We start from the raw sequence: 25,779 nt of genomic DNA on the forward strand, positions 1-25,779 counted from the left end.
TGAGGTCGCGCCGCGGGCGCGCCCGGCCGGTGGCGTTAGGGTGACCCAGGTGGACTCCGAAGACCGGATCGCGCTGTTCCTGGACTATGAGAACCTGGCGCTCGGCGCGCGGGACAACCTCGGCGGCATGACGTTCGACTTCCGCCCGATCGCCGACGCCCTCGCCGAGCGCGGCCGGGTGGTGGTCCGCCGTGCGTACGCGGACTGGTCGTTCTTCGACGAGGACCGCCGGATGCTGACCCGCTCGCACGTCGAGCTGATCGAGATGCCGCAGCGGATGGGCGCCTCGCGCAAGAACGCCGCCGACATCAAGATGGCGGTCGACGCGATGGAGCTGGCGTTCGAGCGCGAATACATCTCGACGTTCGTGCTGTGCACCGGCGACAGCGACTTCACCCCGCTCGTGCACAAGCTGCGCGGCCTCAACAAGCGGGTCATCGGCGTCGGTGTCGAGAAGTCCACGTCGGCGCTGCTGCCCCCGGCGTGCGACGAGTTCCTGTACTACGACCGCCTCGAAGGCGTCGAGGTCCCGGCCGCCCGGACCCGCGGCGGCGGCCGTCCCGCGACGCGCGCCGCCGAGCCGGACCAGCGCCGGTCGCAGCCCGCGCCGGAGTCCCTGCCGGAAGCACTGCCGGAGCCTTCCCAGGAGCCGCCGGTCCGCGACAGTGACGCGCTCGCGGTGCTCGTCGCCCAGACCGTCGCCGGCCTGCAGGGCAGCTCCAGTGGCGAGGTCACCGCGTCGACGCTGAAGCGGACCCTGCTGCGCAAGGACCCGACGTTCAGCGAGTCCGACTACGGGTTCCGCGCCTTCGGCGAGCTGCTGCGTCACCTCGCCGGACGCAACGTGATCGAGCTGGTCACCGGCCGCGTCAAGGGCGACCCCGAGGTGGCGCTGCCCGAGCACGGCGACCAGGAGGCCGGCTTCGCGCTGCTGCGGTCCGTGGTGCAGGACGCCGGCGACGGCGGCGCCGCGCTGTCCGGGCTGAAGAACCAGCTGCGCCGGGTCCGGCCGGACTTCAGCGAGAAGAAGCTCGGCTACCGCACGTTCCTGCAGTTCTGCAAGGCGGCCGCGACCAGCGGCGCGGTGCAGCTGCGCTGGACCCCCGAGGTCGACGACTATCTGGTCACCGCGCCGAGTTAGCGCGCACATGGCGCACGGTCTGGGCATTGACGAGTGTCCGTGTGAGCGATAACAATCGACGCACCCGCCGCCGATCTGACATGGACACCCCAGATGAAGCATGTGGTCCGGCTCCTCGCGCTCCTCGTCCTCTCCGCCGGTCTGACCGTTGCCGCCGCGCCCGCCGGGGCGGCCGTCACGAGCACCCAGATCCCGGTCCCGCCCCCGCCGATGGGCTGGGCATCCTGGAACACGTTCGCCGCGAAGATCAACGCCAACGTGATCAAGGCGCAGGCCGACGCCCTCGTCTCATCCGGGCTGGCCGCCGCCGGCTACCGGTACGTCAACATCGACGAGGGCTGGTGGCAGGGCACCCGCGACGCGGCCGGCAACATCACCGTCGACACCGCCGAGTGGCCCGGCGGCATGGCCGCGATCGCCGACTACATCCACAGCAAGGGCCTCAAGGCCGGCATCTACACCGACGCCGGCCGCGACGGCTGCGGCTACTACTACCCGACCGGGCGACCGGCGGCGCCCGGCAGCGGCAGCGAGGGCCACTACGCGCAGGACATGCTGCAGTTCTCCCGCTGGGGCTTCGACTTCGTCAAGGTCGACTGGTGCGGCGGCAGCGCCGAGGGCCTCGACCCGCAGAGCACCTACCGCGCGATCAGCGCCGCCGTCACCACCGCCGCCGCGACCACCGGCCGCCCCCTCGTGCTGTCCATCTGCAACTGGGGCGTGCAGAGCCCGTGGAACTGGGCGCCCGGCCTGGGCGCGATGTGGCGCACCAGCACCGACATCATCTTCTACGGCCAGACCGCCACCCAGGCCATGGTGTTCAACAACTTCGACCAGGGCCTGCACCCGGCGGCGCAGCACACCGGCTACACCAACGACCCCGACATGATGATCGCCGGCATGCCGGGCCTGACCGCCACGCAGAACCGCACGCACATGGGGCTGTGGGCGATCTCGGGCGCGCCGCTGCTCATCGGCGACGACGTCGCCACCATGGACGCCACCACCCTGGCGACGCTGCGCAACGCCGAGGTGATCGCCGTCGACCAGGATCCGCGCGGCCTGCAGGGGGTGAAGGTCTCCGACGCCGGCGGCCGGCAGGTGTACGGCAAGGTCCTGTCGGGCAACGGAAGACGCGCGGTGCTGCTGCTGAACCGTGCCTCCGCCGCCGCCGCGATGACGGTCCGCTGGAGCGACCTGGGGCTCACCGAGGCGTCCGCCTCGGTGCGCAACCTGTGGACGGCGACGAACGCGGGGAGCTTCGCCTCGTCGTACACCGTGAACGTCCCGGCGAACGACGCCGTGCTGCTGACCGTCACCGGCACGGAGGCACCCGCCACGACCTACGAGGCCGAGGCGGCCGGCAACACCCGCACCGGCGCGACGGTCGCCGCCTGCGCGGGCTGCTCCGGCGGCTCCAAGGTCGGCGGCGTCGGCAACGGCGGCACCCTGCGCTTCAACGCCGTCACCGCCGCCACGTCCGGCCTCGCGGTGGCGACGATCGCCTACGCCAACGGCGATCCGGTCACCCGCACCGCGACGCTGCAGGTCGGCGGGCAGCCGTCGACGGTGGTCGCGTTCCCGCCGACCGGTTCGTGGACGACCGCCGGCACCGTGTCCGTCATCGTGCAGCTGACCGCGGGCCCGGCGAACACCCTCACGTTCTCCAACGCGAGCGCGTGGGCCCCGGACCTCGACGCGATCGAGGTGCGCCCGCTGGCGTCGGCCCCCTCTTCCGTCCGCGTCCAGGGCGTGCAGTCGGGCCGGTGCCTGGACGTCGACAACTCCAGCACCACCAACGGCGTCCAGCTGCAGCTGTGGGACTGCAACGGGCAGAACAACCAGGCATGGACGCAGACGTCCGGCCGGCAGCTGGTGGTGTACGGGAACAAGTGCCTGGACGCCTACAACAACGGCACCACGAACGGCACCGTCGTGGCCATCTGGGACTGCAACGGCCAGACGAACCAGCAGTGGAGCGTCAACACCGTCGGCACCATCACCGGCGTGCAGTCCGGCCTGTGCCTCGACGCCAGCGGCCACGGCACCGCCAACGGCACGAAAATCGTCCTGTGGGCGTGTGGTTCGGGCACGAACCAGCGCTGGACCCTGTCGTAGCCGGTCCGCGCGCTCCCGGCGGGACCGGTGCCCCGCCGGGAGGGTGCGCCTGGCGGTACCGTGTCCGGGATGGGACTCCGGGAAGACCTCATCGACCTGCGACGCGACCTGCACCGGCATCCGGAGATCGGGCTGGACCTGCCGGGCACCCAGCGGCGGGTCCTCGCAGCGCTGGACGGACTGCCCCTGGAGGTGCGCACCGGCACGGGGTTGTCGTCGGTGACGGCGGTGCTGCGCGGCGGCCGGCCCGGGCCCGTCGTGCTGCTGCGCGGCGACATGGACGCCCTGCCGGTGACCGAGCCGGCCGATGCGCCGTTCGCGTCCACCGTCCCGGGTGTCATGCACGCCTGCGGGCACGACCTGCACACCGCCGGCCTGGTCGGCGCGGCGCGGCTGCTCGCGGAGCGGCGCGACGAGCTCACCGGCGACGTCGTCTTCATGTTCCAGCCGGGGGAGGAGGGCTATGACGGCGCCGGGCTGATGATCGCCGAAGGTGTCCTGGAAGCCGCCGGGCGGCCCGCCGACGCCGCCTACGGGCTGCACGTGGTGGCCGCCGGCTTCCCGCGGGGCGTGTTCGCGTGCCGGCCCGGGCCGCTGATGTCCGCCTCCGCCGGGCTGTTCGTGCGGGTCGCCGGCGCCGGCGGGCACGGTTCGGCACCGCACGACGCCCGCGACCCGATCCCGGCCGCGTGCGAGATGGTGACGGCGTTGCAGACGATGGTGGGGCGCCGGTTCAGCCCGTTCGAGCCGGTCGTCGTCACGGTCGGCGCGTTCCACGCCGGCACCCTGCGCAACGTCATCCCCGACGAGGCTGAGTTCTCCGCGACGGTGCGCACGTTCAGCGCCGCCGCGGCGGCGCAGATCGAGCGCGACTCGGTGCGGGTGTGCGAGGGCATCGCGGCCGCCCACGGGCTGGACGTCGACGTGCGCTTCGAGCCGGAGTATCCGGTGACCGTCAATGACGCCGCCGAGTTCGACTTCGTCGCCGGCACCGTCACCGACATGTTCGGCGCCGGACGGTTCCAGCGCATGGAGCACCCCGACCCCGGCTCCGAGGACTTCTCCCGCGTCCTGGAGCGGGTGCCGGGCGCCTACCTGTTCCTCGGCGCGGCCGGCGGCGACGACCACACCGTCATGCCCGACAACCACTCCCCGCGCGCCGTCTTCGACGACAGCGTCCTCCACGACGGTGCGGTGCTGCTCGCCGAGCTCGCGAAGCGGCGCCTGTCCCGCGGCGACAGCTGACGCCGCGCGGCAGGCCTCCGCGAGCAGCGTGACGCCGGCGCCCGCCCCGCCGTCCCCGGCCGGAGCGGACCGCCGGCGCCCGCCGCGGTGGTGAGCAGGACCCGGTGTCCTGGTTCATGAAGCCCGCGACGTCCTCTGGGCGCATCGGGTGCCGGAGTACCCGGACCCCCCGCCGGGTCGGCGTGTCCGTGAGTACTTCTGCGGCTGCTGCCTTACGGCCGGGTGTCGCCCTGCCCGGTGCGGCGCTTGGCGGCGTCGACGCCCTTGTCGATCTGGTCGCCGTACTTGCCGCCGGTGCGCTGGTCGGCCTGCTCGCCGGTCTTGTCGATCGCCTGGTCGACCTTGTCTTCGTGCCGGTGCGTGAGGCCCTTGATCTTCTCCATGAAGCTGCTCATCTCGTCCTCCAAATGGCTTCAGGGACGCTGCACTACCCGGCCCCCGCGGGGTTACCCCTCGGCGGACGACGTTGCCTGCAGGGCGGCGTAGTGGCCGCCGCGGGCCAGCAGCTCGTCGTGGGTGCCGCGCTCGGCGATGCGGCCCTCGTGCAGGACGTGGATGACGTCGGCGTCGCGGACGGTACTGAGCCTGTGCGCGATCACGATGCGGGTCTGCGACAGGGCCGACAGCGACGTCTCGACGAGTGCCTCGGTCGCCGGGTCGAGGTGGCTGGTCGCCTCGTCGAGCAGCAGCACGCGCGGGCCGGGCAGCAGCGCGCGGGCCAGAGCGATGCGCTGCCGCTGCCCGCCGGAGAGGCCGCCGCCGTCGACGAGGACGGTGTCGTACCCCATCGGCATCGCCATGACGTCGTCGTGGACGGCGGCCGTCGCGGCGGCCTCGGCGACGCGGGACAGGGGCGCGCCGGGGTCGGTGAGCGCGATGTTGTCGCGGACGGTGCCGGTGAACAGCGTCGGCTCCTGGGTGACCACCCCGAACCCGCGGCGCAGCGCGTGCGGGTCGAGGGTCGCCACGTCGACGCCGCCGTGCAGCACATGGCCTTCCGTCGGCTCGTACAGGCCGAGCAGCAACCTGGCGAGCGTGCTCTTGCCGGACCCGGACCGGCCGACGAACGCGACCTTCTGCCCGGGTGCGACGGTGAACGAGACGCCGCGCAGCACCCACGGCGCTCGCGGGTCGAACCGGAAGCCGAGGTCCCGCACCTCCAGGACGCCATCGGCGGAAGGGCCACCGGTGCGCTCCGGCTCCGACGCCATGATGTCGTCGAGGCGGGCCAGGTGCGCGCCCGTCTGCTGCAGCTGCTGCAGATTGTCCACAATGGACGACAGCGGGGCGAGGGCGGCGGTGGCGAGCGCGCCGAGCGCCAGCATCGTGCCGAGGCTCAGGTCGCCGTGCAGGACCCGGTGCGCGCCGACGAGCAGCAGCAGCGCCGGCGTCAGGAACTGCAGCGCGCCGAACGCGGTGTCCAGCGCGCCGCGCAGCAGCCCGTGCCGCAGCCCCGCGTTGAGCTGGCCGGCGAGCAGGAACGACCAGCGCTGCACGGCGCGCTGCTCGGCGCCGGCGGCCTTCAGGGTCTCGATGCCGCCGAGGGACTCGATGAGCTGCGCCTGCGCCTTCGCGGACGTGGACAGCTCACGCTCGGCGAGCTCGGCGACCCGCCGCCTCGTGAGCAGCAGCAGCGCCAGCTGCACGCAGCCGAGCGCGGCGAGACATCCGCCGAAGACGGGGTCCCGCCACAGCACGAGGCCGATGTACCCCAGCGCGAGCGGCGCGTCGAGCAGCGTCGCGAGCACGTGCCCCGACAGGATCTCCCGCAACGCGGTGACACTGTGGGTGCGCATGACGAGCTCGCCGGTGCCACGGTCGGCGAAGAACCGGAACGGCAACGCGAACAGGTGCCGCACGACGCCGCCGGTGACGTCGTGGTCGGCGCGGGACCGCAGCGTCAGCAGCAGCGCGGCGCGCAGGAACCCGAGCGCCGCCTGGGCGGCGACGGCGACCGCGACGGCGAGCCCGAGCGGCGCCAGCAGGTCCGCGGCGCCGTCCGGCAGCAGCCGGTCGACCAGCACCGCCGACAGCGCCGGCACGACGAGCCCGAGCAGTTGCAGCAGCAGCGACGCCAGCAGGATCTGCGCGAGGACCGGCCGGTAGCGGCGCAGCGCGGCGGTGAGGAACTGCCGCCGCCACAACGGTTTCGGGGCCGCGCGCCCGGGACGGAAGTCGTCGCGCGGCTCGAAGCCGATGACGACGCCGGTGTACCCGGCCGCGAACTCCTCGTGCGTGAGCCGCCGGCGCCCGGAGACGGGGTCGAGCAGGTGCACCCGCCGCCGGCGCCGGCGTTCGAGGACGACGAAGTGGTTGAAGTTCCAGTAGACGACCGCGGGGGTGGGCACGTCCGCGAGGGCCTCCGGCGGCAGCGAGAACGCGCGGGCGTGCAGGCCGTAGCCGCCGGCGGCCTCGACGAGGGCGTGGGCGCTCAGGCCGTCGCGGGCGACCCCGAGGTCGGCGGTCACCTCCCGCACCGTCGACGGCCGCCCGTGATGGGTGAGCACCATCGCCAGGCAGGCGGCGCCGCAGTCGGCGGCCTTCACCTGCCGCACCTGCCGCAACCGGCGCCTCACGCCGCCACCGCCGCCGCTGCGGCCGCCAGCGCGGCCAGCGCGGCCAGCAGGAGCGTGACCGCGATCCACAGGCCGACGAACAGACCGGTGGGCAGGATTCGCAGGCGCTCCGGTGGGATGCGACCGCCCTCGGCGTGGCGGCGGACGGCGGACGCCAGGAACACACCGTCGCGGGGCTCAGTCACGGGGTCCCCAGTTCCACTCGACGCGGGCGGCGGCCCGCCGTTCGGCGAGCCACTCCGCGAACAGCGCCCGCGACACGCTGTCCGCTGTGGCCGGTTCGACGGCGAGGACCGCTGCGACGAGGAACCGGTCGGCCGTCGCGATGGGACCGACGACGCTGCCGACCTCGCCCGCGTCCGGCAGCTCGGCGCGGGTGACGGTCTCCAGCGTCGGCGCCGGACCGGTCCCGGCGGCGAAGTCCGCCGCCGCGGCGGCGAGGAGGTCGGGCGCGGCGGCGAGACGCTCTGCCTCGGCCGCCGACGGGCGTTCGACGCGGACGATCCGCAGCCGGTCGTGCCGGGCCGCGCCGGAGCCAGAGCCGGGGCCGGCGCCGGCCGTGACCCTCGCGCGGAGCCGGGCCACGAGCGCCTGATGGGTGACGAGGTCCTCGAACTGTTCGTCGCTGAGCCGTTCCCGCTCCATCCAGGCGCGGGTCGCCTCCGGGGTGAGCAGGTCCCGCGCCCGCCGGAACGCGTCCGCGGCCACCTGCAGGTCCTCGTCGTCGAGCTCGTCGCCGTCGATCGCCGCACGGACGACGCACGCGTCGACGAGCCGGTCCCGCAGCGGTTGCGAGCGCCACAGCACGTCCAGGTACGCGACCGCGTCGGCGACCTCGAGCGCCACCCCGTCGACCCGCACGAGCAGCATCTCCCCGCCGCGCTGCACCCCGCGCAGCGGCCACGGCAGGTCGTCGTCCGGGCACCACGACAGCGATACGGTGCCGCCGGCGTCCGGTTCGCGGAGCAGGAGGTCGTAGTGCACGCTGCCGTCGTACGCCTCCCGCTGCCACAACAACCGGAGCCCGGATCCGGGGTGCCGGGCCCGCAACGCGCCGACGGCGGCGCGCGTCCCGGCCAGGTCGGGGGTCGCCGCTCGCAGCAGCTCGACCGCGTCCGTCAGCAGGGTCATGCCGGCACCCCGCCGGTCACAGAGCCGGTCACAGAGTCGGTCACAGGGCCGGTCTGCAGGAGCCGCGCGACGGCGTCGGTGATCGGCAGGCCGGTGGCCAGCTCCAGCCAGTCGAACTGGCCGTTCGGGTTGATCTCCAGGAACACGTATCGTCCCTCCGGGGTCAGGATCAGGTCGACGGCGCCGAAACTCAGCCCGAGCGCCGCGACGAGTGCCCGGCAGCGCTCGGTGACGTCGCGGGGGAGCGGGTGCACCTTCAGCGGCGTGTTCGCGTGGTCGTAGCGGCGCCAGTCGTACCGGGTGTGCGCCGTCGCCTGGGAGTGGATCTCAGCGGCGAAGACGGCTCCGCCGACGACGGTGACGCGGACCTCGACCCGTTTCGGCACGTAGGCCTGCACGATCATCGGCGCGAGCCGCAGCGCGCCGACGTGGGCGAGGTCGCGGTTGCCGACGGGCTCGGTGAACCTGCCGAGCGGCGCGTCCTCGGTGCCGCGCGGCGACCGGTGCAACGGCTTCGTGATGATCTTCCCGTCGTGCGCGTCGTAGAAGTCGAGGAACCGGTCGGGGTCGGCGGTGATCAGCGTCGGCGGCAGCGCGAAGCCGAGCCCGGCCGCGACCGCGAGGTGAAACGACTTGCGGTCCGCGCGGTCGATCACGTCCCGGGTGGCGGGCACCTGCCGGCACCGCAGGCCGCGCCACATGCCGTCGAGATAGGTCCGTACCTCCGCGGCGAGGTGCGCCCTGGTGTCCGGGTCGGTCACGGTGTGCGGAGGCACCGGCGCCGACGGGCGCCGGTGCCACACACACGTCAGACCGTCCAGGTCCACGTCCTGCTCGCCGCCGGTGGCACTGCGCCGCAGCCACCGCCGCACCGGGCCGGTGCCGCCGGCGGTCAGCTCGACCTGCGCACCGGAGGGGACGGTGCCGGGGTCGAACAGCAGCACCTCGGCACCGCGCTCGGTGAGCAGCCCCGCGACCCGCTCGGCGGTGATGTCACCGTCGGCGGTGAGGACGAGGATCCGGCTGGTCATGACGATCTACCGGCCGGTCAGTCGAACATGCCGTCGCCGGAGCAGCGCCACTTGCCGCCGCTCAGCGTGCACACCTGACTGGGCGCCCCGCCGTTCACCTGCTTCAGCTCGTCCTCGCGCAGTTCGACGCCGGACTTCGCCAGCGCGTCGAGCTTGATGCGTGCCTTCTTCACCTGAGGTCCTTCCTGTTGTGTGGTCCGCCGGGTCCGTTGCGGCCCGGCGGACACCATTGAAGGCCCGCCGACTTGCCACCCGATTGCGACGCGTTGGCAGCCCCCTGTCGCCGATCCGACGCCACCCGCCCGGCACGGCAACAGGCGCGTGCCGCTGTGCCCGCGGCGCGCGCCCTGGGGCCCGGGGCCGGCTACGGGGTGAGGGTCGCGATCAGGGCGCCCGCCTCGGGGCGGGTCATCTCGAGGCCGCGGACGTACGCGGCGGCGTGGCGGTAGGCGGGGGCGCCGTGGTGGTTGCGGTGGGCGTGGGCGCGGCCGATGTCCTGGGCGGTGAGGCCGACGCGGCGGCCGATGCCGGTGACCGCGCCCCACAGCAGGGCGCCCGCTTCGGCGTCGCCGGTGAGGGTCAGGGCGCGGGCCAGCGACAGGGTGGTCACCAGCCAGGAGCTCATCGTCGGGCCGTCGCCGAGGCGGCCCGACAGGCGCAGTGCCGCCTGGCGGGCGTCGTCGTAGCGGGCCAGGTCGAGGGTGACCTCGATGCCGAGCCAGCCGGCGACGGTCACCACCCAGCCGTAGCCGCAGTCGCGGGCCGCCCGGCGGGCCTCGGCGAGGAGCTCGGCCGCGCCGCCGAGGTCGCCGGCGAGGTAGGTGGCGTGGCCCGACACCATCCGGCCCTGGGCGAGCAGGTCGGGCCAGCCGACCGTCTCCGCGGCCCGGTGGGCCCGGCCGGCCGCCGCGCCCGCGAAGGCGGCTTCGCCGGACGCGGCGGCCACGAAGGAGAGGCAGCACAGGGCGTCGGCGCGCAGGTAGTCGTGGCCGGCGCGTTCGGCGTCCCAGACGGCCGCGTGCGCCTGGGTCACGGCGTCGGGGACGTCGCCGGCGATCGAGCGCAGCGCCGACAGGCCGAGCGCGGCGCGGCTGCGGGCGGCCTGCCCGGTCGACGTGTGGTCCTGGCCGCCGGAGGCGAGGGCGGCCCGCAGCCACGCGGTGCCTTCGATGGTCGTGGCCTCGTGGAACCAGTACCAGGCGACCCCGCCGGCGATGTCGACCGCGGCGGCGCCGTCGCCGTCGTCGAGCGCTCCGTGCAGCGCGGCCCGGACGTTGTGGCGCTCGGTGTGCAGGCGACGCAGCCAGTCGTCGGCGGCCGCGGTCCGCAGCCCCGTCGCCGCCTCGCCGGCCAGGCCACGGACCCAGTCCCGGTGCCGGCGGACGGTCCGCGCGCGGTCGTCGTCGTCGAGCAGACCTCGGGCGTACTGCCGCAGCGGCCGCCCGAGCCGGAACCGGCGCGGGGTCCCGCCGTCGCGGCGCACCTGGATGAGCGACCGGTCGACGAGACCCGGCAGCCCCGCGTGCAGCCCCGGTGCGACGGCGGCCATCGCGTCGAGGTCGAACCCGCCCTCGAACACGGCGAGGCGCCCCAGCAGCGTCGCGTCCACCGGCGTGAGCGGGCCGCCGAGCGGGTCGGCGGCCGGCCCCAGCAGCGCGGCCGGGTCGTCGCGGAGATAGCCGGCGAGCGCGTTCAGCGGCAGCGTCCTGGACAGCGCGGCGGCCCGCTCCACCGCGGCCGGCAGGCAACCGACGGCGTCGCACACGGCCGCCGCCAGCCGGCGGTCCGGGGCGCCGGTGGCCCGCGCGGCGAACAGCTCGACGGCGTCCTCGACCCGCAGCGGCCCCAGTTCGAGCAGGACCTCGCCGGGCACGCCGAGCGGTGCCCGGGCGGCGGCGAGCACCCGCGGCCCGGGGCTGGCGAGCGCGGGGGCCGCCGTGCCGTCGACGACCAGCAGCCGGGTCGCGGGTCCGGGCGCGTCGGGCCACCGCACCGCGGAAACGCCGGTGAGGTCGGCGTAGCGGCGCGCGTATTCCAGGACCAGGCGGCTCTTGCCGACCCCCGGCGGACCGGTCACGGTGACGACCCGCGCCGTGCGGAGCAGCTCGGACACGGCCGCCAGCTCCGCGGCCCGGCCCACGAAGTCATCGACGAAGGCACTGAGCGGTGCCGGCGCGACCGTCTCCTGGCGCAGGATCGAGGTCTCCAGGGCGCGCAGCGCCGGACCGGCGTCGACCCCGAAGCGGCCCGACAGTGTGTCGCGCGCCTCCCGCAGCACGTCGAGCGCGTCGACCTGCCGGCCCGACCGGTACAACGCGAGCGCCAGAAGCTCCCAGAGCTGCTCCCGCCCGGGATGCTCGCGGGCCAGCCCCGACAGCTCCGCCACCACCGCCTCGTGCCGCCCGAGACCCATCTCGGCAGCCACCCGGTCGATCCGGGCCTGCACCCGCTGCTCCTCCAGGCGCCGCGCCGCGACCAGCGCGAACGACGCGTCCGGGAAGTCGGCGTACGCGCCGCCGCGCCACAGCATCAGCGCCCGGTCCAGCGCGGCCCGGCCCGGCGCGAACCGGCCGCCGGCGACGAGCTCGCGTCCCTCGCCGGCGAGGGCGGTGAACTCCTCGGCGTCCAGGCAGCCGGGGGCGGGCCGGACCGCGTAGCCCGCACCGACCCGCACCAGGACCCGCGACGGCGACCGCGGTGGCCGGTCCGGCTCCAGGGCGCGGCGCAGCCGGGCGAGGTGGCTGTGCACGGTGCCGAGCGCGGTCGCCGGGGGTTCGGCGCCCCACAGGACCTCCACGATGCGGTGGAACGGCACCTCCTGTCCGCCGGTGCTGAGCAGCAGCGCGAGCAGCATGCGGGGGCGCTGGCCACCGAGGTCCACCTGCTCCCCGCCGATCGTCACCTCCAGCCGCCCCAGGACACCGAACCGCGGATCTGCCATGACACTCCCACCCGATGATCGTTTGCACGGACGTCGGGTCAGACGACCAGCTCCGGGCGCCGGTTGCGGTGGCGTTGTGTCGCATCGCCGACCGGCCGGCATCGTCGGGTTGGGCGGACGGGTGGCAGCGGGCGGCGTCGAGCACGCCCGGCCTCCGCCGGTCAGAGGTCCGCGGCCGCCATCGACTGCTGGCGGTGCAGCAGGGCGGAGACGGCGCTGGCGGGCATCGGGCGGGCGAGGTGATAGCCCTGGCCGTGGGTGTATCCGAGGTCGCGCAGCACCGCCGCCTGCTCGGCGCTCTCCACCCCCTCGGCCACCGTGTCGAGGCCCAGCGCGAGCGCGAGCTGGCTGACCGCGCGGGCCACCGCCTGCCGCGCGTTCGCCGCCGCCGGCTGACCGTCGTCGATCTCGACACCGTCCACGAAGGACTTGTCGAGCTTCACGATCGAGGCCGGGAAGGCGCGCAGCAGGCTCAGCGACGACTCGCCGGTGCCGAAGTCGTCCAGCGCCAGGCGGATGCCCATGCTGTCCAGCTCGTACAGGGTGCGCGACACCTGCTGGCCACGCAGCACCGCGGACTCGGTGACCTCCAGGACGAGGTGCTCGCAGGGCAGGCCGCTGTCGGTGAGCGCGGCCGTCACGTCGGCGACGAAGTCCGGGTCGTGCAGCTGCCGAGCCGACACGTTCGCCGCCGCCTTCTCCAGCGCGTCCGGCCCGAACTCCGCGAGCCACGCCGCGGCCTGCCGGCAGGTCTCGCGCAGCACGTACCGGCCGAGCGGCACGATCAGCCCGGTGCGTTCGGCGGCGGGGATGAACTCCGCCGGCGTGATGACGCCCCGGGTCGGGTGGTGCCAGCGGACCAGCGCCTCGACGCCGATGAGCCGCTGGTCGTCGAGGCGCAGGATCGGCTGGTACACCACGCGCAGCTCGTCGTTGTCCAGGGCCCGCCGCAGTTCCCCGCCGAGCTGCATGTGCGCCAGGACCGGCTCGCCCATCCCGTCGACGTAGCGCACGGAGCCCGCCTTGCCGCGCTGTTTCGCCGTGTACATGGCGACGTCGGCGTCCCGCAGGACGGAGTCGACGGTGGCGCCGGGCACGGCGTCGGCGATGCCGATGCTGGCCTGCACCAGGAGCCGGTGCTCGCTGATCGGCTGGTCGAGCGCGGCCAGCAGCCGCCCGGCGAGGTCCTCCGGGTCGGCGCCGGCCGCGGTGAGCAGCACCGCGAACTCGTCCCCGCCGACCCGCACCGCCAGCCCGTCGCCGCCGGTCTCCGCGCGCAGCACGTCGGCGACGGAGACGAGGAGCCGGTCACCGACGCCGTGGCCGAGCAGGTCGTTGACGGTCTTGAAGTCGTCGAGGTCGACGAGCAGCACCGACGCGTGTCCTGTGCCGAGCGCTGCGGTGAGCCGCTCCCGGAACAGCGCCCGGTTCGCCAGGCCCGTCAGGCCGTCGTGGCTCACCTCGTACTGCAGCCGTTCCTCCTGCACCCGCATGTCGCCGAGCAGCCGGGCGTTCTCCTCGTACGCGATGTACTGGCGCGCGGTGACCAGCGCCGTCACCAGGACCGCCGCGACGACCACGACCCGTCCGGGCCACTCCAGGGGCGCGCCGAACGCCATCGCGACCAGCGGCACGTCGACGGCCACGACCGCCAGGTACGGCAGCAGCTTCCCGCTGCGGGCGGTGTCGCGGCGCAGCCCGAGGCAGGCCCGCCACTGCGCCGCGACCCCGAGCGTGGCCAGCACCGGCGTCAGCGGCATCACGACCGCCTGCGCGGGCACCGCGGCGATCAGCCCGAAGCGCACGGCGATGACCGCGACGATCCCGGCGGTGACGCCGCCGCTGGCCGCGATCAGCCGGATCGCGGTCCGGTCGACGGGCCCGCCGGCGATGTACGAGACCTTCGTGGCGGCCCCGACGGCGGCGATGAAGGCCAGCCCGACCAGCACCATCGCCTGCCGGCTCCACGGCTCACGCGCCGAGAGCATGGGGGCCAGCCCGGCGTACCAGAGCACCGCCGCGCACCCGAGGAACGCGATCGTCCGGTCGAGCAGCATCCGCCACCAGTCGACCCCTCCGGTGGTGACGACCGGCACCCGGGCGACGGCGAACAACGCGAGCGCGAACCCCGCTCCGACACACGCCGCCGCCGGCATCGGCATCGTGCGCGTGTGCGCCTGGGCGGCGTGCGTCAGCATGTCGACGGCCAGCCAGCCGTACCCGACCGTGATCAGCCCCATCGCCACCATCAACGCCCGCCAGAACGACCTGGCCACGGGGTTGAGGTCACACCGGCGGACCATGTGGGCGACGGACGCGGTGGAGATGGCCCCGCCGACCGGCACGAACGTGTACGCGAACGCCTCGGACCCGACCCCGCCGACGAGGAACCCGACACACCACACGGTGCCGAGGGCCATGACGACCGCCGCGGCCAGCACATACCGCCGTGCGGGCACACCAGCCGCGGGACCCGCCGCCGATCGAAGCGCCTCCCGCGTCACGGCCCCGAGAATATCGTGCCGGTTGTGTACCGGATCTCACCCGAACGTTTGAGCTTCACCGATATGCGCCCCCGACCACTCGTCCGGTCGTTGCCACGGTCCCACCCCGTGGATCAGAGCGTCGGACGGTCATTGCCCCCGGCAGCTGGACTGCCGTTCGTCGTGGCCTCAAGGCGCGGCGGTGCGGTGCAGGCGCAGCGCCGAGACGAGGAAGAAGACGCCGCCGACGGTCGCGTAGCCGGCGACGTTGTCGAGGTTCGCGTCCTCGGCGGCGGCCATCAGGATGAACGATGTCCCGGCGACGGTGGAGATGCCGCCGCTGAGGATCATGGGCCAGTGGCCGGCCATCCCGCGGCGGTTGATCGCCACGACCAGCTGCACGAGGCCGGCCACGATCGCCCAGGCGCCCCACACCCGCAGGACCGCCGGGATGCCGGACGCGGCGGCGATCGCGAGGGCGGCAGCGGCGAGCGTGCTGATGGCGATGTTGCCGTACAGCAGGAGCGACGGTCCGCCGGTCCTGGACGAGCGGACGTCGACGACCGCCGCGGCCACGTCGAACACCGGGTAGAGCACGAGCAGGGCGACGGTCAGCGGTCCGATCTCCGCCGCGGTCGTGAGCAGCAGGGCGGCCCAGGCGACGGCGAAACCGAACCGGACGAAGTACAGCCGTCGCAGCGCCGATGCGACGGGGCGGGGTGGGGCGATGGTGGTCACTGCGAGCGCCTTCCTAAAAGGTAGAACGTTCTGTCTCGTTGCACGATGCCACCCGTGACGCGGCGGGTCAAGACCGAACGTTCTATCCTGTGAGGATGAGGCGTAGCGAAACCGGCGGCCGGCCGTCCGAGGCGCGCTCCCGGCTGCTCACCACGGCGGCCCGGATCTTCTACGCCGACGGCATCCACGCCGTCGGCATCGACCGGATCATCGCCGAGGCGCAGGTGACACGGGCGACGATGTACCGGCACTTTCCCGGCAAGGACGACCTGATCCTGGCGTATCTGCACGAGGCCGACCAGGCGATCCGCCGCGGGCTCGACGCGGCCGTCGACGGTGGGCTGCCCCCGGCCGATGCGCTGCGGGCCGTCGCCGTGGCGATCGCCGACGGCATCCGGTCGGAGGGGTTCCGCGGATGCGCGTTCCTCAACGCCGTGTCCGAATACCCCGACCCCGGCCATCCGGTGCACCAGGCCGTCCTCGCCCACCGGCAGTGGTTCCTGGACGCCGTCACCGCCCTCCTGGCACGCGTCCCGGACGGGCCGCCCTCGGCCGAGGCCGCCGCCCGGCACTACGTCATGCTGCGCGACGGCGCGATGGCGGCCGGTTGCCTGTCCGACCCGGGACCGATCTGCGAGACGTTCCTACAGGGCGTCGAGGGTCTCCTGCGGGCTCGCCCGCCCGTTTAGCTACGCTCGGTAGTTGATACATGACGTAATGCCGCTGAAGGCGAAGGGCGTTCGCAGGCGGCTGACAGCTGGGTGCCAGGTTTCGCGGCCAGTTTGTACCTGAAGCGATTCGGGACGTCATACGGGAGGTTCGACCGTGGCACGGAAACCGGCATACGAGGGGCGGGAGTTCGCCCGCCCCGACGAGGAGCTGTCCGACCAGGGGCTGGGCTTCGACCTCGGCACGATGGTGCAGCGGCGGCAGCTGCTGCGGGTGTTCGGGCTCGGCGCCGCGGTGGTCGGCCTCACCGCCGCGTGCGGCTCCGACAGCGACTCGGGCACGTCCAGCACGTCAGGCGCGTCCGGAACGTCCAGCAGCGCGGTGGCGTCGTCGGCCGGGGAGATCCCCGACGAGACCGCCGGCCCGTATCCGGGTGACGGGTCCAACGGGCCGAACGCGCTCACCACGAGCGGCGTCGTGCGCAGCGACATCCGCTCGTCGTTCGGCACCGCGACCGCCACGGCGCAGGGCGTGCCGATGACGCTCGAGCTCAGCATCGTCGACCTCGCGAAGGGGGCGGCCACGCCGTTCGCCGGGGTCGCGGTGTACGTGTGGCACTGCGACCGGGAGGGGCGCTACTCGCTGTACTCCCAGGGCGTCACCGACCAGAACTACCTGCGGGGCGTGCAGATCGCCGACGCGCAGGGCAAGGTCAGGTTCACCAGCATCTTCCCCGCCTGCTACTCGGGCCGCTGGCCGCACATCCACTTCGAGGTGTATCCGGACCAGGCGAGCATCGCCGACGCGTCCAAGGCCATCGCCACCTCCCAGGTCGCGCTGCCGAAGGATGCCTGCGACAAGGTGTACGCCACGACCGGCTACGCGGCGTCGGTGACGAACCTGTCGCAGGTGACCCTGCAGAACGACAACGTCTTCGGCGACGACGACGGCGCCCTGCAGCTCGGCACGGTCACCGGCGACGTGAGCAGCGGCTACGCCGTCTCCCTCACCGCGAAGGTCGACACCACGACCGTCCCGACCGGCGGCGGCGCGCCCCCCGGCGGCGGCGGTCCCGGCGGCTCCGGCGGACCCGGTGGCGCACCGCCGAGCGGACCCCGTCCGACCGGCGCGCCTCCGAGCCAGTAGGCCACGCGCCCAGGAATGCGACACGGGCAGGCGGGGTCGTGTGCCGCGGGCACCCCAACGCCGCCCGATCGGGCCGGAAGTGTCCAACCATTGATGCCGCCGCCGATGTCGTACGTCTTCTGACGTACTTCGCGGAGCCGATCCGTCGCCTGCCGATACCGTCATCAGCGCTATCGATGACACCCGAATCGGCTGGGGACGACCGCCGCCTCGACGGCCGGTCGAATCCGGCAGGCAATGGAGGAATGCAATGGAATCCCAGCTCATCGAGGTCGTCGAGAACAGCGTTCTCGAGCCCCCTATGACCGCTGACGACGCCTATGGGGCGGTGCCGGAGGCGGAGCCGGAAGGCGCCGACTTCTCGCAGACCCGCAAGTGTGGCCACTGGCGCTCGTGACGTGCGGATCTCCAGCGGGAAGGCGTCCTCGCTCATCGGGTCGGACGCCTTTCCCGCCGTTGCCGACTGGCGGGCGAACGGTGCGCTGTTCGCCTACCAGGCGCTCCTGGCCCGACGGGAGACAGACCCCGACGACAACGGCCTGATCGACCGCATCGCCGGGTACGAACAGCGGGAATGGGAGCGGACACTGCTCCGCCCGGAGGTCTTCTCGTTCCTCGCGGGCGAACCGACCCGCTCGACGTGGGACGAGCTGCGCGACGCGCTCGACGCCGACCGGAAACTGGTCGGTGCGGGGGGCGTCGACCTCATGACCGAGCCCGGCCCGAGATTCACCGCGCTGCTGCGGGTCCTGGGCAAAGGCTCCCGTGCGGAATCCAACACGAGCGCGTCGTTCCTGCCGCCCGGGTCCGCCGAGTTCGCCCGGAGCCGCACCTCGATCGCGGCCGCCATGGACCTGCTCCGATCGTCGACTCCCGGATACGCCGAGGACGTCCGCCTGGTGGTGGACTCGATCGCGCTGGTCGACGACCGCGCGAGCTTCCGGGGGTCGTCGGGTGCCATCCACCGTGGACTGGTCTTCCTGTCCCCGGACGACTCGTGGACCCCCGGCGTGTTCGCGGAGGAGATCCTGCACGAGGCGACGCACAACCTGCTGGACCTCATCTCGCTGCGGGCGCCGCTCATCCAGGGCGACGACATCTTCGAGGAGCGGTACGCCGCACCGTTCCGGCCGGACAAACGGCACGTGTACGGCAACCTCCACGCGCTGATCGTGGTCGCCAGGCTGATTTGTCTGTTCGACGGGCTGCGGTCGTCGGTGGCCCGCGACGAGCTGGACTGGGCGGCTCGCGCCAAGGACTACGCCGAGCGGTCACTGGAGCCGCTCGACTCCGTGTCCGCCCATCCCGGCCTCAGCCCGGCCGCGCGTCATCTCCTGGACCACCTGGTCACGCCAGCCCTGCGGCAGGCCGTCGAAGCAGGTGGCGTCGCGCGGGCTCGCACATGCTGAATCTGGTCCGCCGGCTCTGCGCTGCGCCGGGAGCGGGCTGGGCGTCCAGTTCCGGCGGCCACGCCCCGCTCGCCGTGCCACTGCACGAACGGCGCTACGGGACGAGCCAGCCGGCGGCGGTCCGATTCGCCTGGCTCGACGAGCTGTCCGGCGCCGGCCCGGCGGTATGCCTGCTCGGTGTGCCGTACGCCGGCGGCAGCTACGGAATCTCCTGCAGTGACAGTGGCCCTCTTGGCATCCGCCTCGCCATGGAGCACCGCGGCATCGGCCGGCACACCCTGCGGGACCTCGGCGATGTGCGATACCTGCCGGGACCACCGACCGATGACATGCTCGCCCCGCAGTGGCTCGAGCGGATCCGCGCAGAGCGCCACGGCGACGCCGCCGCCCAACTGCCGGTGTCGATGCTGTCCGCCGCCGCCGCCATCGCCGGGAGCTGCGCGGCGGGCGGCGTGCCGCTGATCACGCTCGGCGGTGACCACTCGGTCAGCGCCGCGACGATCCGGGGGCTGGGGGCCGCGGGCGTCGGACTGCTGCACATCGACGCGCACGGCGACCTCAGCACTGGGCGGGACGGTCTCCAGCTGCTGCACAGCAGCTGGATCCACGCGGCCGACGCGACGGTCGGCCTCGCAGCGGTCGTCCAGGTCGGCGTCGTGGACGGCTCCGTGCTTCCGCAGTGGCTCGACGGACGCGTCCTGCGTCTCGACACCACGGACGTCGACGGTGCCGCCGCGGCGGCGGCCGCCGCCGTCGCCTTCCTCGCCGCCCGCGGCTGCGACCAGGTCTACCTGTCGATCGACATCGACGCGCTGACCTCGCACGACGCACCGGCCACCGGCCTGCCCGGCGGCGATCTGCGGCTCGGCTCCCTCTTGACGTTCCTCGACGCGCTCGGTCACTCCTCCGCGGCGATCCGCTGGGTCGGTGCCGATGTCACCGAGGTCGCCCCCACGCTGTCCGGCCTCAGCGGCTGGGCGGAGGAGCCGACCTGCGGGTCCGCCGCGCTCCTGGTGGAGCGGCTCGCAGAACTGCTGAGCCCCCGGTGACGCTGCGCTGCGCAGTGGTCGCGCGCCTGCCGGGTGCACACCTGCTGCGACGGTCCGGATCGTGCCTCATCGCAGCATCGCTGGCGGGTGAGGTGATCGTACTGCGGCCGCACGGTCCGGTGCTGCCGCTGTCGGTCGGCGCTCCGGTGCTGGACGCTGTCGCCCTGGACGCGGCAACCGGAGGGCTGCTGCTCTGCGTCGCCACCCCCTCCGCCGTCGAGGTCTTCGACCTCGCGAGCAGGGCACGCGTGCGGTCGTTCCGCGCAGGCGCCGGCCAACCGACGCGACTCGCGGCGACCCACCTGCCGGCAGGACTGGCGTGGGGCGACGAGAGCGGTGGCCTTCACGTGTGGCACCAGGGGTCGCCGGAGGTCTTCCGGTGGCAGCGGCACCGCAAGGCGATCCACCAGCTGGAGCCGCTGCGGCTCGGCGGCGGCGAGCTTCTTGCCACCGGCGCGGACGATCGCTACGTCTACCTCACCGACCCCTGGACAGGCGCGGTGACCGCCGCCTGCCATCCGCACATCGACTGGCTCGAGGGGATGGTCACGACGGTCGGCCCCGACGGCCGCGGGTATGCCCTGACGGTCGACCATCGGCGGATCGCGACGTGGACCTTCGACGGCGCCGGCACCGTCGTGGACTCGTCCGCAGCGGACCTCGAACGTGTCAGTGCCTGGACGGCGTGGTGGTCCACCCGCCATGCCGCGCCTGTGTTCGCTGCCACGACCGAGGATCACCGCCTGCTCCTGTCCGTCGGCGGGGGCCGGCCGGAGCTCCTCGACCTGAGCGTCGCCCCCGTGGCAGTCGCGGCCGCCGGAGGCGGGCGGAGACTCGCGGTCGCCGGTGCGGACGGCAGCATCATGGAGATCCGCCTGCGGTCAGGCGGAGCCGGGCCGCCGACGCTCGCGACGGCGAGCGGCGCTGAGCTGCTCAGCCTGCAGACGTCCCCCGTTCATGACGGCTACCTCGGGCTGGACACGTCCGGGGCGGTGCTGTCGATGCGACCGGAGCAGACAGGTGACTGAAACGATCAGCATGACATCCGACCTCGACAGTGCGGCGTTCGCCGACGGACGGGCGTTCGGCACCCTGCGCCGGATGCGGGCGGACGAGCCCTGCGTCCGGACGCCGTTCTCCGGCGCGCGACCGGCCTGGAACCTTGTGCGGCATGCGGACGTCGTCGCCGCGTTGCGTCAGCCGAACCGCTACTCCAGTGCAGCGGGTGGCACGACCCTGCAGGATCAGACGCCGCAGGAGATCTCCTACAACCGGTCGATGCTCCACGTCGACCCACCGGAGCACACCCGCCTCCGCGAGCAGTTCCAGGCCGCCTTCCGGCCGGACGCACTGCTCGCCCTCGGGCCCGCGATCGACGACCTGGCGCATGACGTCCTCGACGCGATCTGGTCCCGGGAGGAGGTCGACGTCGTCCAGGAGCTGGCCGCACCGATGGTCGCGTACTCGTTGTGCAGAGCCCTCGGCGTCCCGGACGACCTGCGTGACTACTTCATGCGCCTGTCCGCGTTGATGTTGGCCGACACCGTGCCCGATCCGGCCGCGGTGGACTATCAGCGGCTACGGCTCCCGCCGGCCCTGGTCAGATCGTTCGGTGGCTCACCGTCGCGGGCCATGATGCGCCTGCTCGGGGTCCGGTCCGCAGAGCGGAACTGGCTCATTCCCCGCCGGTCGGGGGACGGCCCCCCGGCAGGCGCGATCGAGGACCTGCTCGTCATCCTCGCCACCGCCGGCACCGGCATGACGCAGAACTGCATCGTCATGGGCCTGCGGTACCTGGCCGAGCGGTGGGACTTCTTCAGCGCCAACCGGGCGCACCTCCTCGACGATATGAGGCCACTGGTCGAGGAGGTCATCCGGATCGCCTGCCCTCTGTACCACGTCCGCCGCACCGTCGCCGAGGACCATGAACTGCACGGCCGGCTGCTCCGGCAGGGCGACAAGGTGCTGCTCTGGCTCTACTCCGGCAACATGGACGACGCGGTCTTCGATGACCCGGACGACTTCCGCGCCGACCGGCGACCGAACCCTCATCTGAGCTTCGGTCGCGGTGGTCCGCACTACTGCCTGGGCGCGGCCCTGGCCCGCATGGAGGTCGCAGGCGTGCTCCGAGCCGTCCTCGAACGCGCCACCTCGGTCAGGGCCCTCGCGCCGCCGACCATGTTGCGTTCCAACTTCGTGCGGGAAACCAGCCTGCTGCCCATGCGCATCGGGTGAGACAGATGAAGCCGTCCGCACCCGCGTACTACCTGTCGACCTACCTCTCACCGCCGCGGCTGAGCAACCTGCTCGGCATCACACCGCGCCACGACAACAATTTGAGCCTCTGGCTGCGCACCGGAACGAAGCTGGAACTCATCCGTCACTGGGAGCTGGAGCGGCTGAGCGGCGAGAAGCAGCACGGCCGGCCGTTCCCCTCGGTGCCCGCCGCGCGAGCCTTCATCGCAACGCTGCTGGCGGGCGAAGGCGTCGGCTGGGACGACATCACCGCGTGTTGGGGCACTCCCGGCCTGGACTTCGGCGCACCCTACGGGTCGCCGGTGCCCGGTCTGCCGCTCCATGCGGTGGCCCACGCCTACACCGGCCTCTACAGCGACAGCGACATCTTCCACACCGGACGGATCCTGTGCTTCGCGCCGGACGGCGGACCCGACCACGTCCTCGGGCGCACGGTCGACTGGTACGCAGGCGCATACGTCGACCATGGGCGGTGCACCTGGTTCGCCGCCGAGTCACCAGGGCGGATCTACGACTCCGCCCGCAAGGCCTTCGGCATGCGCGAGGGCACGCTGATGGCGCTGGCCGCGGCGTGCCCCGTCGAGCTGCCGGTCGACGCGGCGACGCTGGTCGAGGACCTCCGCTTCCGCGGAGCAGCCCCGCACGACATCCTGGGCGGCGCCGTGTCGGCGGGCGAGACGGTCCTGACGCGGGCACTCGCCGAGGTCGACCGGTGCTTCGGTGCGGGGATCCCGGATTCGGCCGGTTTCTCCCCCGGTGAGGTGCGGATCGCAGCCGTCATGCAGCTGCTGCAGTCCGCCTGCGAAGCGGTCATGATCCGCAATGTCGAAACCTTCCTGGCTTCGAATTCCGTCGACCTCACCAGGGTTCACCTCGCCCTCGCCGGTGGATATGCCCTGAACTGTCCGACGAACTCGATGCTCATGGAGCGGTACGGCTTCGCAGGGCTGCTCGCACCACCGTGCGCGAACGACTCCGGACAGGCTCTCGGCGTCGGCCTGGCCCTGCTCCACCAGGAGGTTCCAGCGCTGCAGTTCCGGCTCGGGTCGGCGTACCACGGCGGTGGCGCGTCCGACATGGCGGCGGCGGTCGCCGCGTTCGCGGGTGCCGTCACCATCGACGACAGCGGCGAGTTCCCGGCGAACTTCGTCGCGGACGTCCAAGCCGCCCCGGTGGCCTGGGTGGTCGGCAACAGCGAGATCGGCCCCAGGGCGCTCGGCCACCGCAGCATCCTTGCCGACCCGCGCCGCATCGGGTCCAAAGAGCAGCTCAACCTGCTCAAGGGACGTCAATGGTGGCGGCCGGTCGCTCCGGTCGTCCTTGAGTCCCACGTGTCCGAGTGGTTCGAGACGGACCGGCCGAGCCCGTACATGCTGCAGACCGCGCGGATACGGCCGAGCCGGGCGGCACAGGTGCCCGCGATCACGCATCTTGACGGCAGCGCACGCCTCCAGACGCTGACCGCTGCCGGCGAGCCGCTGCTCCACCGGGCGTTGCAGACGTTCTTCGAGCACACCGGCGTGCCCATGCTCGGCAACACGTCACTCAACGGCCCCGCGCAGCCGATCGTCCAGACCGTCCAGCAGGCGCTCAGCTTCTGCGCCGATCGCGGGATCCGCGTGTGCTACGTGGACGGCACACGTCTGCTGGTCGACGTGCGGACGGCCGCGGGTCCCGCGCCGGTGTACGCCTTCCCGCCGGCGGCCGACCGTCCTCCGGCCCGTCGTGACGCGTATCCGCACGGCCTCACCGGACCGGACCTCTATCACGCCATGACAACCCCGGACCTGCATCAGGCGGACCTGTCCGATCCGGACGACTGCGCCCGGGTGCGGACCGCCGCGCAGACCCACTATCAACGCTTCCCGAACGATCTGGCGTGGGTGCGTCAGTACCTGCGGCGGGCGTCAGGGCGGGTCGACGCCGGCGGTCCCGCGCACGTTTGACCGGCGACGGCGGTCGCGGACCGGCTCCTGCCGGGCGACCGGCGGTCCCCGTAGCCGCGCGTCGTGTACCTGACAACAGGGAACGGACGCTGAGCTGCCGGAAGATCGCGCGGGCCACGTCGGCCATCTTTCCGGCGGGATCGACGTCCTGCGCGCCTCCCGCCTCGGCGCGAGGTCCATCGAGCACTTCGGCGCCGGCACCCCGGCCCTCGCGACCACCACCGCATCGGTTGCACGGGTCCGCGGTATGTCCAGGCTGGTATGCCCTCGATCACTTGTCCGTCGAAATCGAAGTATGCGAATCTCGCCCGACTGCTTTTCCTCCGATCGAGGAGCCCCCACATGAGATCCAGATCAGCGGCGATGACACTGACCGCGTCCGCCGCGCTCCTGCTCGTCGGCGCGGGCCTGGCGATCCCGGCCACCGCCGCCCCGGTGGCCGTGACGCCGGCGCTCGCCGCGGCGCCCGACATCGCCGTCGCCAACGTGCAGGCCCACCTGACCCAGCTCGGCACGATCGCGACGAGCAACGGCGGCAACCGGCGCAGCGGCACGGCCGGGTACACCGCCTCCGTCGCCTACATCAAGGGCAAGCTGCAGGCCGCGGGGTACACCGTGGCCGAGCAGACCTGCACCAGCTGCACCTACCGGGCGAACAACCTCATCGCCGACTGGCCGGGCGGCCCGTCGGACCAGATCACGATGTTCGGGGCGCACCTAGACAGCGTCGCGGCGGGCCCGGGCATCAACGACAACGGGTCCGGCTCGGCGACGCTGCTGGAGAACGCGCTGGCACTGGCGGCGCAGAACCCCACCATGAGCCGGCACGTCCGGTTCGCCTGGTGGGCGGGGGAGGAGCAGGGCCTGCAGGGATCGGCGTTCTACGCCAACGCGCTGACCACCACCCAGCGCACCCAGATCAAGGCCTACTACAACTTCGACATGGTGGGCTCGAAGAACGGCGGCTATTTCATCAACCACATCACCTCGGCCGCCGCCGCGCCGATGAAGGCGTACTGGGACTCCCTGGGCCTGCAGCCGGAGGAGAACACCGAGGGCGCGGGCCGCTCCGACGACTACTCCTTCGAGCGGGTCGGCATCCCGACGTCGGGCTACGCCGCCGGCGCCAGCGCCCGGAAGACCTCCGCGCAGGCGGCGAAGTGGGGCGGCACCGCCAACAGCGCCTACGACTCCTGCTACCACCAGTCCTGTGACACGACCAGCAACATCGGCGCCACGGTCCTCAACCGCGCCGCCGACGGGGTCGCGTACACGATCTGGCAGACGTCGGTCTCCGGCTCCACCACGCCGCCGACCACGCCGCCGCCGTCCTCGCCCCCGCCGACCGGTGGCTGCACCGCGGCGCAGGTGCTCGCCAACCCCGGCTTCGAGTCCGGGGCGACCTCGTGGACCGGCACGACCGGCGCCATCGGCCAGTGGTCCAGCCAGGGCCAGCCCGCCCGCACCGGCACGTACTCGGCCTGGCTGCTCGGCTACGGCTCCACCAAGACCGAGTCGCTCTCCCAGGCGGTCACCATCCCGGCCGGCTGCTCGGCGACCCTGACCTTCTACGTCCACATCGACTCCGCCGAGACGACGACCACGTCGGCGTACGACAAGCTGACCGTCACCGCCGGCTCGACCACGCTGGGCACCCTGTCCAACCTGAACAAGGCGGCGGGCTATCAGGCGAAGTCCTACAGCCTGAACGCCTTCGCGGGCCAGACCGTCACCATCAAGTTCAACGGCACCGAGGACTCGTCCCTGCAGACCTCGTTCGTCATCGACGACGCGGCCGTCCAGGTCAGCTAGCGCCCGCCTCGTGGTGACCCTCGGCGGCCGGACCGTCAGCCTGTAGAAACCCCCGTCAGTGGCGGGCCGCGTCGCGGCCCGCCACCCC

General features: G+C 73.1%; 21 protein-coding genes. 12 read left to right on the forward strand and 9 right to left on the reverse strand.

Going from position 1 to position 25,779, the window contains the following annotated elements; all coding sequences use genetic code 11:
• The first annotated feature begins 49 nt into the window (after window positions 1–49).
• The 3 genes from ABZS58_RS45930 to ABZS58_RS45940 all read left to right on the forward strand — a co-directional run bounded on the left by ABZS58_RS45930 (window position 50) and on the right by ABZS58_RS45940 (window position 4,504).
• Entirely contained in the window at window positions 50–1,141 is a 1,092-nt protein-coding gene (locus ABZS58_RS45930; RefSeq protein ID WP_354790606.1) for a PIN domain-containing protein, read from the forward strand.
• Between the two features lie 93 nt (window positions 1,142–1,234).
• Entirely contained in the window at window positions 1,235–3,259 is a 2,025-nt protein-coding gene (locus tag ABZS58_RS45935) for a ricin-type beta-trefoil lectin domain protein (protein WP_354790608.1), read from the forward strand.
• Between the two features lie 69 nt (window positions 3,260–3,328).
• Window positions 3,329–4,504, forward strand: coding sequence for a M20 family metallopeptidase (locus ABZS58_RS45940; protein WP_354790609.1), 1,176 nt, complete (start codon window positions 3,329–3,331; stop codon window positions 4,502–4,504).
• Between the two features lie 212 nt (window positions 4,505–4,716).
• Here the strand turns inward: ABZS58_RS45940 and ABZS58_RS45945 are convergent, their stop codons facing one another.
• The 9 genes from ABZS58_RS45945 to ABZS58_RS45985 all read right to left on the reverse strand — a co-directional run bounded on the left by ABZS58_RS45945 (window position 4,717) and on the right by ABZS58_RS45985 (window position 15,404).
• Entirely contained in the window at window positions 4,717–4,899 is a 183-nt protein-coding gene (locus ABZS58_RS45945; protein ID WP_354790611.1) for an antitoxin, read from the reverse strand.
• A gap of 51 nt (window positions 4,900–4,950) precedes the next feature.
• Entirely contained in the window at window positions 4,951–7,080 is a 2,130-nt protein-coding gene (locus tag ABZS58_RS45950) for a peptidase domain-containing ABC transporter (RefSeq protein ID WP_354790613.1), read from the reverse strand.
• The gene (locus ABZS58_RS45955) at window positions 7,077–7,265 is read right to left on the reverse strand and encodes a hypothetical protein (RefSeq protein WP_354790615.1); all 189 of its coding nucleotides are present in this window, start codon (window positions 7,263–7,265) and stop codon (window positions 7,077–7,079) included. The genes ABZS58_RS45950 and ABZS58_RS45955 overlap by 4 nt, the downstream gene beginning before the upstream one ends.
• Window positions 7,258–8,211, reverse strand: coding sequence for a TIGR04500 family putative peptide maturation system protein (locus tag ABZS58_RS45960; protein WP_354790617.1), 954 nt, complete (start codon window positions 8,209–8,211; stop codon window positions 7,258–7,260). The genes ABZS58_RS45955 and ABZS58_RS45960 overlap by 8 nt, the downstream gene beginning before the upstream one ends.
• Complete coding sequence (locus tag ABZS58_RS45965; RefSeq protein WP_354790619.1) at window positions 8,208–9,242, reverse strand: MvdC/MvdD family ATP grasp protein; 1,035 nt, start codon at window positions 9,240–9,242, stop codon at window positions 8,208–8,210. The genes ABZS58_RS45960 and ABZS58_RS45965 overlap by 4 nt, the downstream gene beginning before the upstream one ends.
• Before the next feature lie 17 nt (window positions 9,243–9,259).
• A complete protein-coding gene (locus ABZS58_RS45970; RefSeq protein WP_354790620.1) occupies window positions 9,260–9,415 on the reverse strand; it encodes a hypothetical protein in 156 nt (51 codons plus the stop codon).
• A gap of 191 nt (window positions 9,416–9,606) precedes the next feature.
• On the reverse strand, window positions 9,607–12,183 hold the full coding sequence (locus ABZS58_RS45975) for a BTAD domain-containing putative transcriptional regulator (protein ID WP_354790621.1): 2,577 nt from the start codon (window positions 12,181–12,183) through the stop codon (window positions 9,607–9,609).
• A gap of 161 nt (window positions 12,184–12,344) precedes the next feature.
• Window positions 12,345–14,687 carry an EAL domain-containing protein gene (locus ABZS58_RS45980; protein WP_354790623.1) on the reverse strand — a complete coding sequence of 781 codons (2,343 nt, stop codon included), beginning with the start codon at window positions 14,685–14,687 and terminating at the stop codon, window positions 12,345–12,347.
• Window positions 14,688–14,855: 168 nt separating this feature from the next.
• The gene (locus ABZS58_RS45985; protein ID WP_354790624.1) at window positions 14,856–15,404 is read right to left on the reverse strand and encodes a hypothetical protein; all 549 of its coding nucleotides are present in this window, start codon (window positions 15,402–15,404) and stop codon (window positions 14,856–14,858) included.
• Between the two features lie 95 nt (window positions 15,405–15,499).
• On the opposite strand from ABZS58_RS45985, the gene ABZS58_RS45990 reads away from it, so the two are divergent.
• From ABZS58_RS45990 to ABZS58_RS46030, 9 genes are all read left to right on the forward strand, one after another.
• On the forward strand, window positions 15,500–16,093 hold the full coding sequence (locus ABZS58_RS45990; RefSeq protein ID WP_354790626.1) for a TetR/AcrR family transcriptional regulator: 594 nt from the start codon (window positions 15,500–15,502) through the stop codon (window positions 16,091–16,093).
• Between the two features lie 136 nt (window positions 16,094–16,229).
• Window positions 16,230–17,219: an intradiol ring-cleavage dioxygenase gene (locus ABZS58_RS45995; RefSeq protein ID WP_354790627.1), complete on the forward strand. Its 990-nt coding sequence runs from the start codon at window positions 16,230–16,232 to the stop codon at window positions 17,217–17,219.
• Between the two features lie 250 nt (window positions 17,220–17,469).
• The gene (locus ABZS58_RS46000; protein ID WP_354790629.1) at window positions 17,470–17,616 is read left to right on the forward strand and encodes a hypothetical protein; all 147 of its coding nucleotides are present in this window, start codon (window positions 17,470–17,472) and stop codon (window positions 17,614–17,616) included.
• 1 nt (window position 17,617) lies between these two features.
• Window positions 17,618–18,628 carry an HEXXH motif-containing putative peptide modification protein gene (locus ABZS58_RS46005; protein ID WP_354790631.1) on the forward strand — a complete coding sequence of 337 codons (1,011 nt, stop codon included), beginning with the start codon at window positions 17,618–17,620 and terminating at the stop codon, window positions 18,626–18,628.
• Window positions 18,622–19,677, forward strand: coding sequence for an arginase family protein (locus ABZS58_RS46010; protein ID WP_354790632.1), 1,056 nt, complete (start codon window positions 18,622–18,624; stop codon window positions 19,675–19,677). Before ABZS58_RS46005 ends, ABZS58_RS46010 begins: the two co-directional genes overlap by 7 nt.
• Before the next feature lie 92 nt (window positions 19,678–19,769).
• Window positions 19,770–20,705 (forward strand): hypothetical protein, encoded by a 936-nt coding sequence (locus ABZS58_RS46015; protein WP_354790633.1) that lies wholly within the window; start codon window positions 19,770–19,772, stop codon window positions 20,703–20,705.
• 10 nt (window positions 20,706–20,715) lie between these two features.
• On the forward strand, window positions 20,716–21,912 hold the full coding sequence (locus ABZS58_RS46020; RefSeq protein WP_354790635.1) for a cytochrome P450: 1,197 nt from the start codon (window positions 20,716–20,718) through the stop codon (window positions 21,910–21,912).
• A 5-nt stretch (window positions 21,913–21,917) separates the two neighbouring features.
• Window positions 21,918–23,879 carry a carbamoyltransferase C-terminal domain-containing protein gene (locus tag ABZS58_RS46025; RefSeq protein ID WP_354790636.1) on the forward strand — a complete coding sequence of 654 codons (1,962 nt, stop codon included), beginning with the start codon at window positions 21,918–21,920 and terminating at the stop codon, window positions 23,877–23,879.
• 342 nt (window positions 23,880–24,221) lie between these two features.
• Window positions 24,222–25,691, forward strand: coding sequence for a M28 family peptidase (locus ABZS58_RS46030; protein WP_354790638.1), 1,470 nt, complete (start codon window positions 24,222–24,224; stop codon window positions 25,689–25,691).
• Window positions 25,692–25,779: the final 88 nt, after the last annotated feature.

It is taken from the genome of Dactylosporangium sp. NPDC005555 (genome assembly GCF_040605635.1).
Classification (GTDB): domain Bacteria; phylum Actinomycetota; class Actinomycetes; order Mycobacteriales; family Micromonosporaceae; genus Dactylosporangium.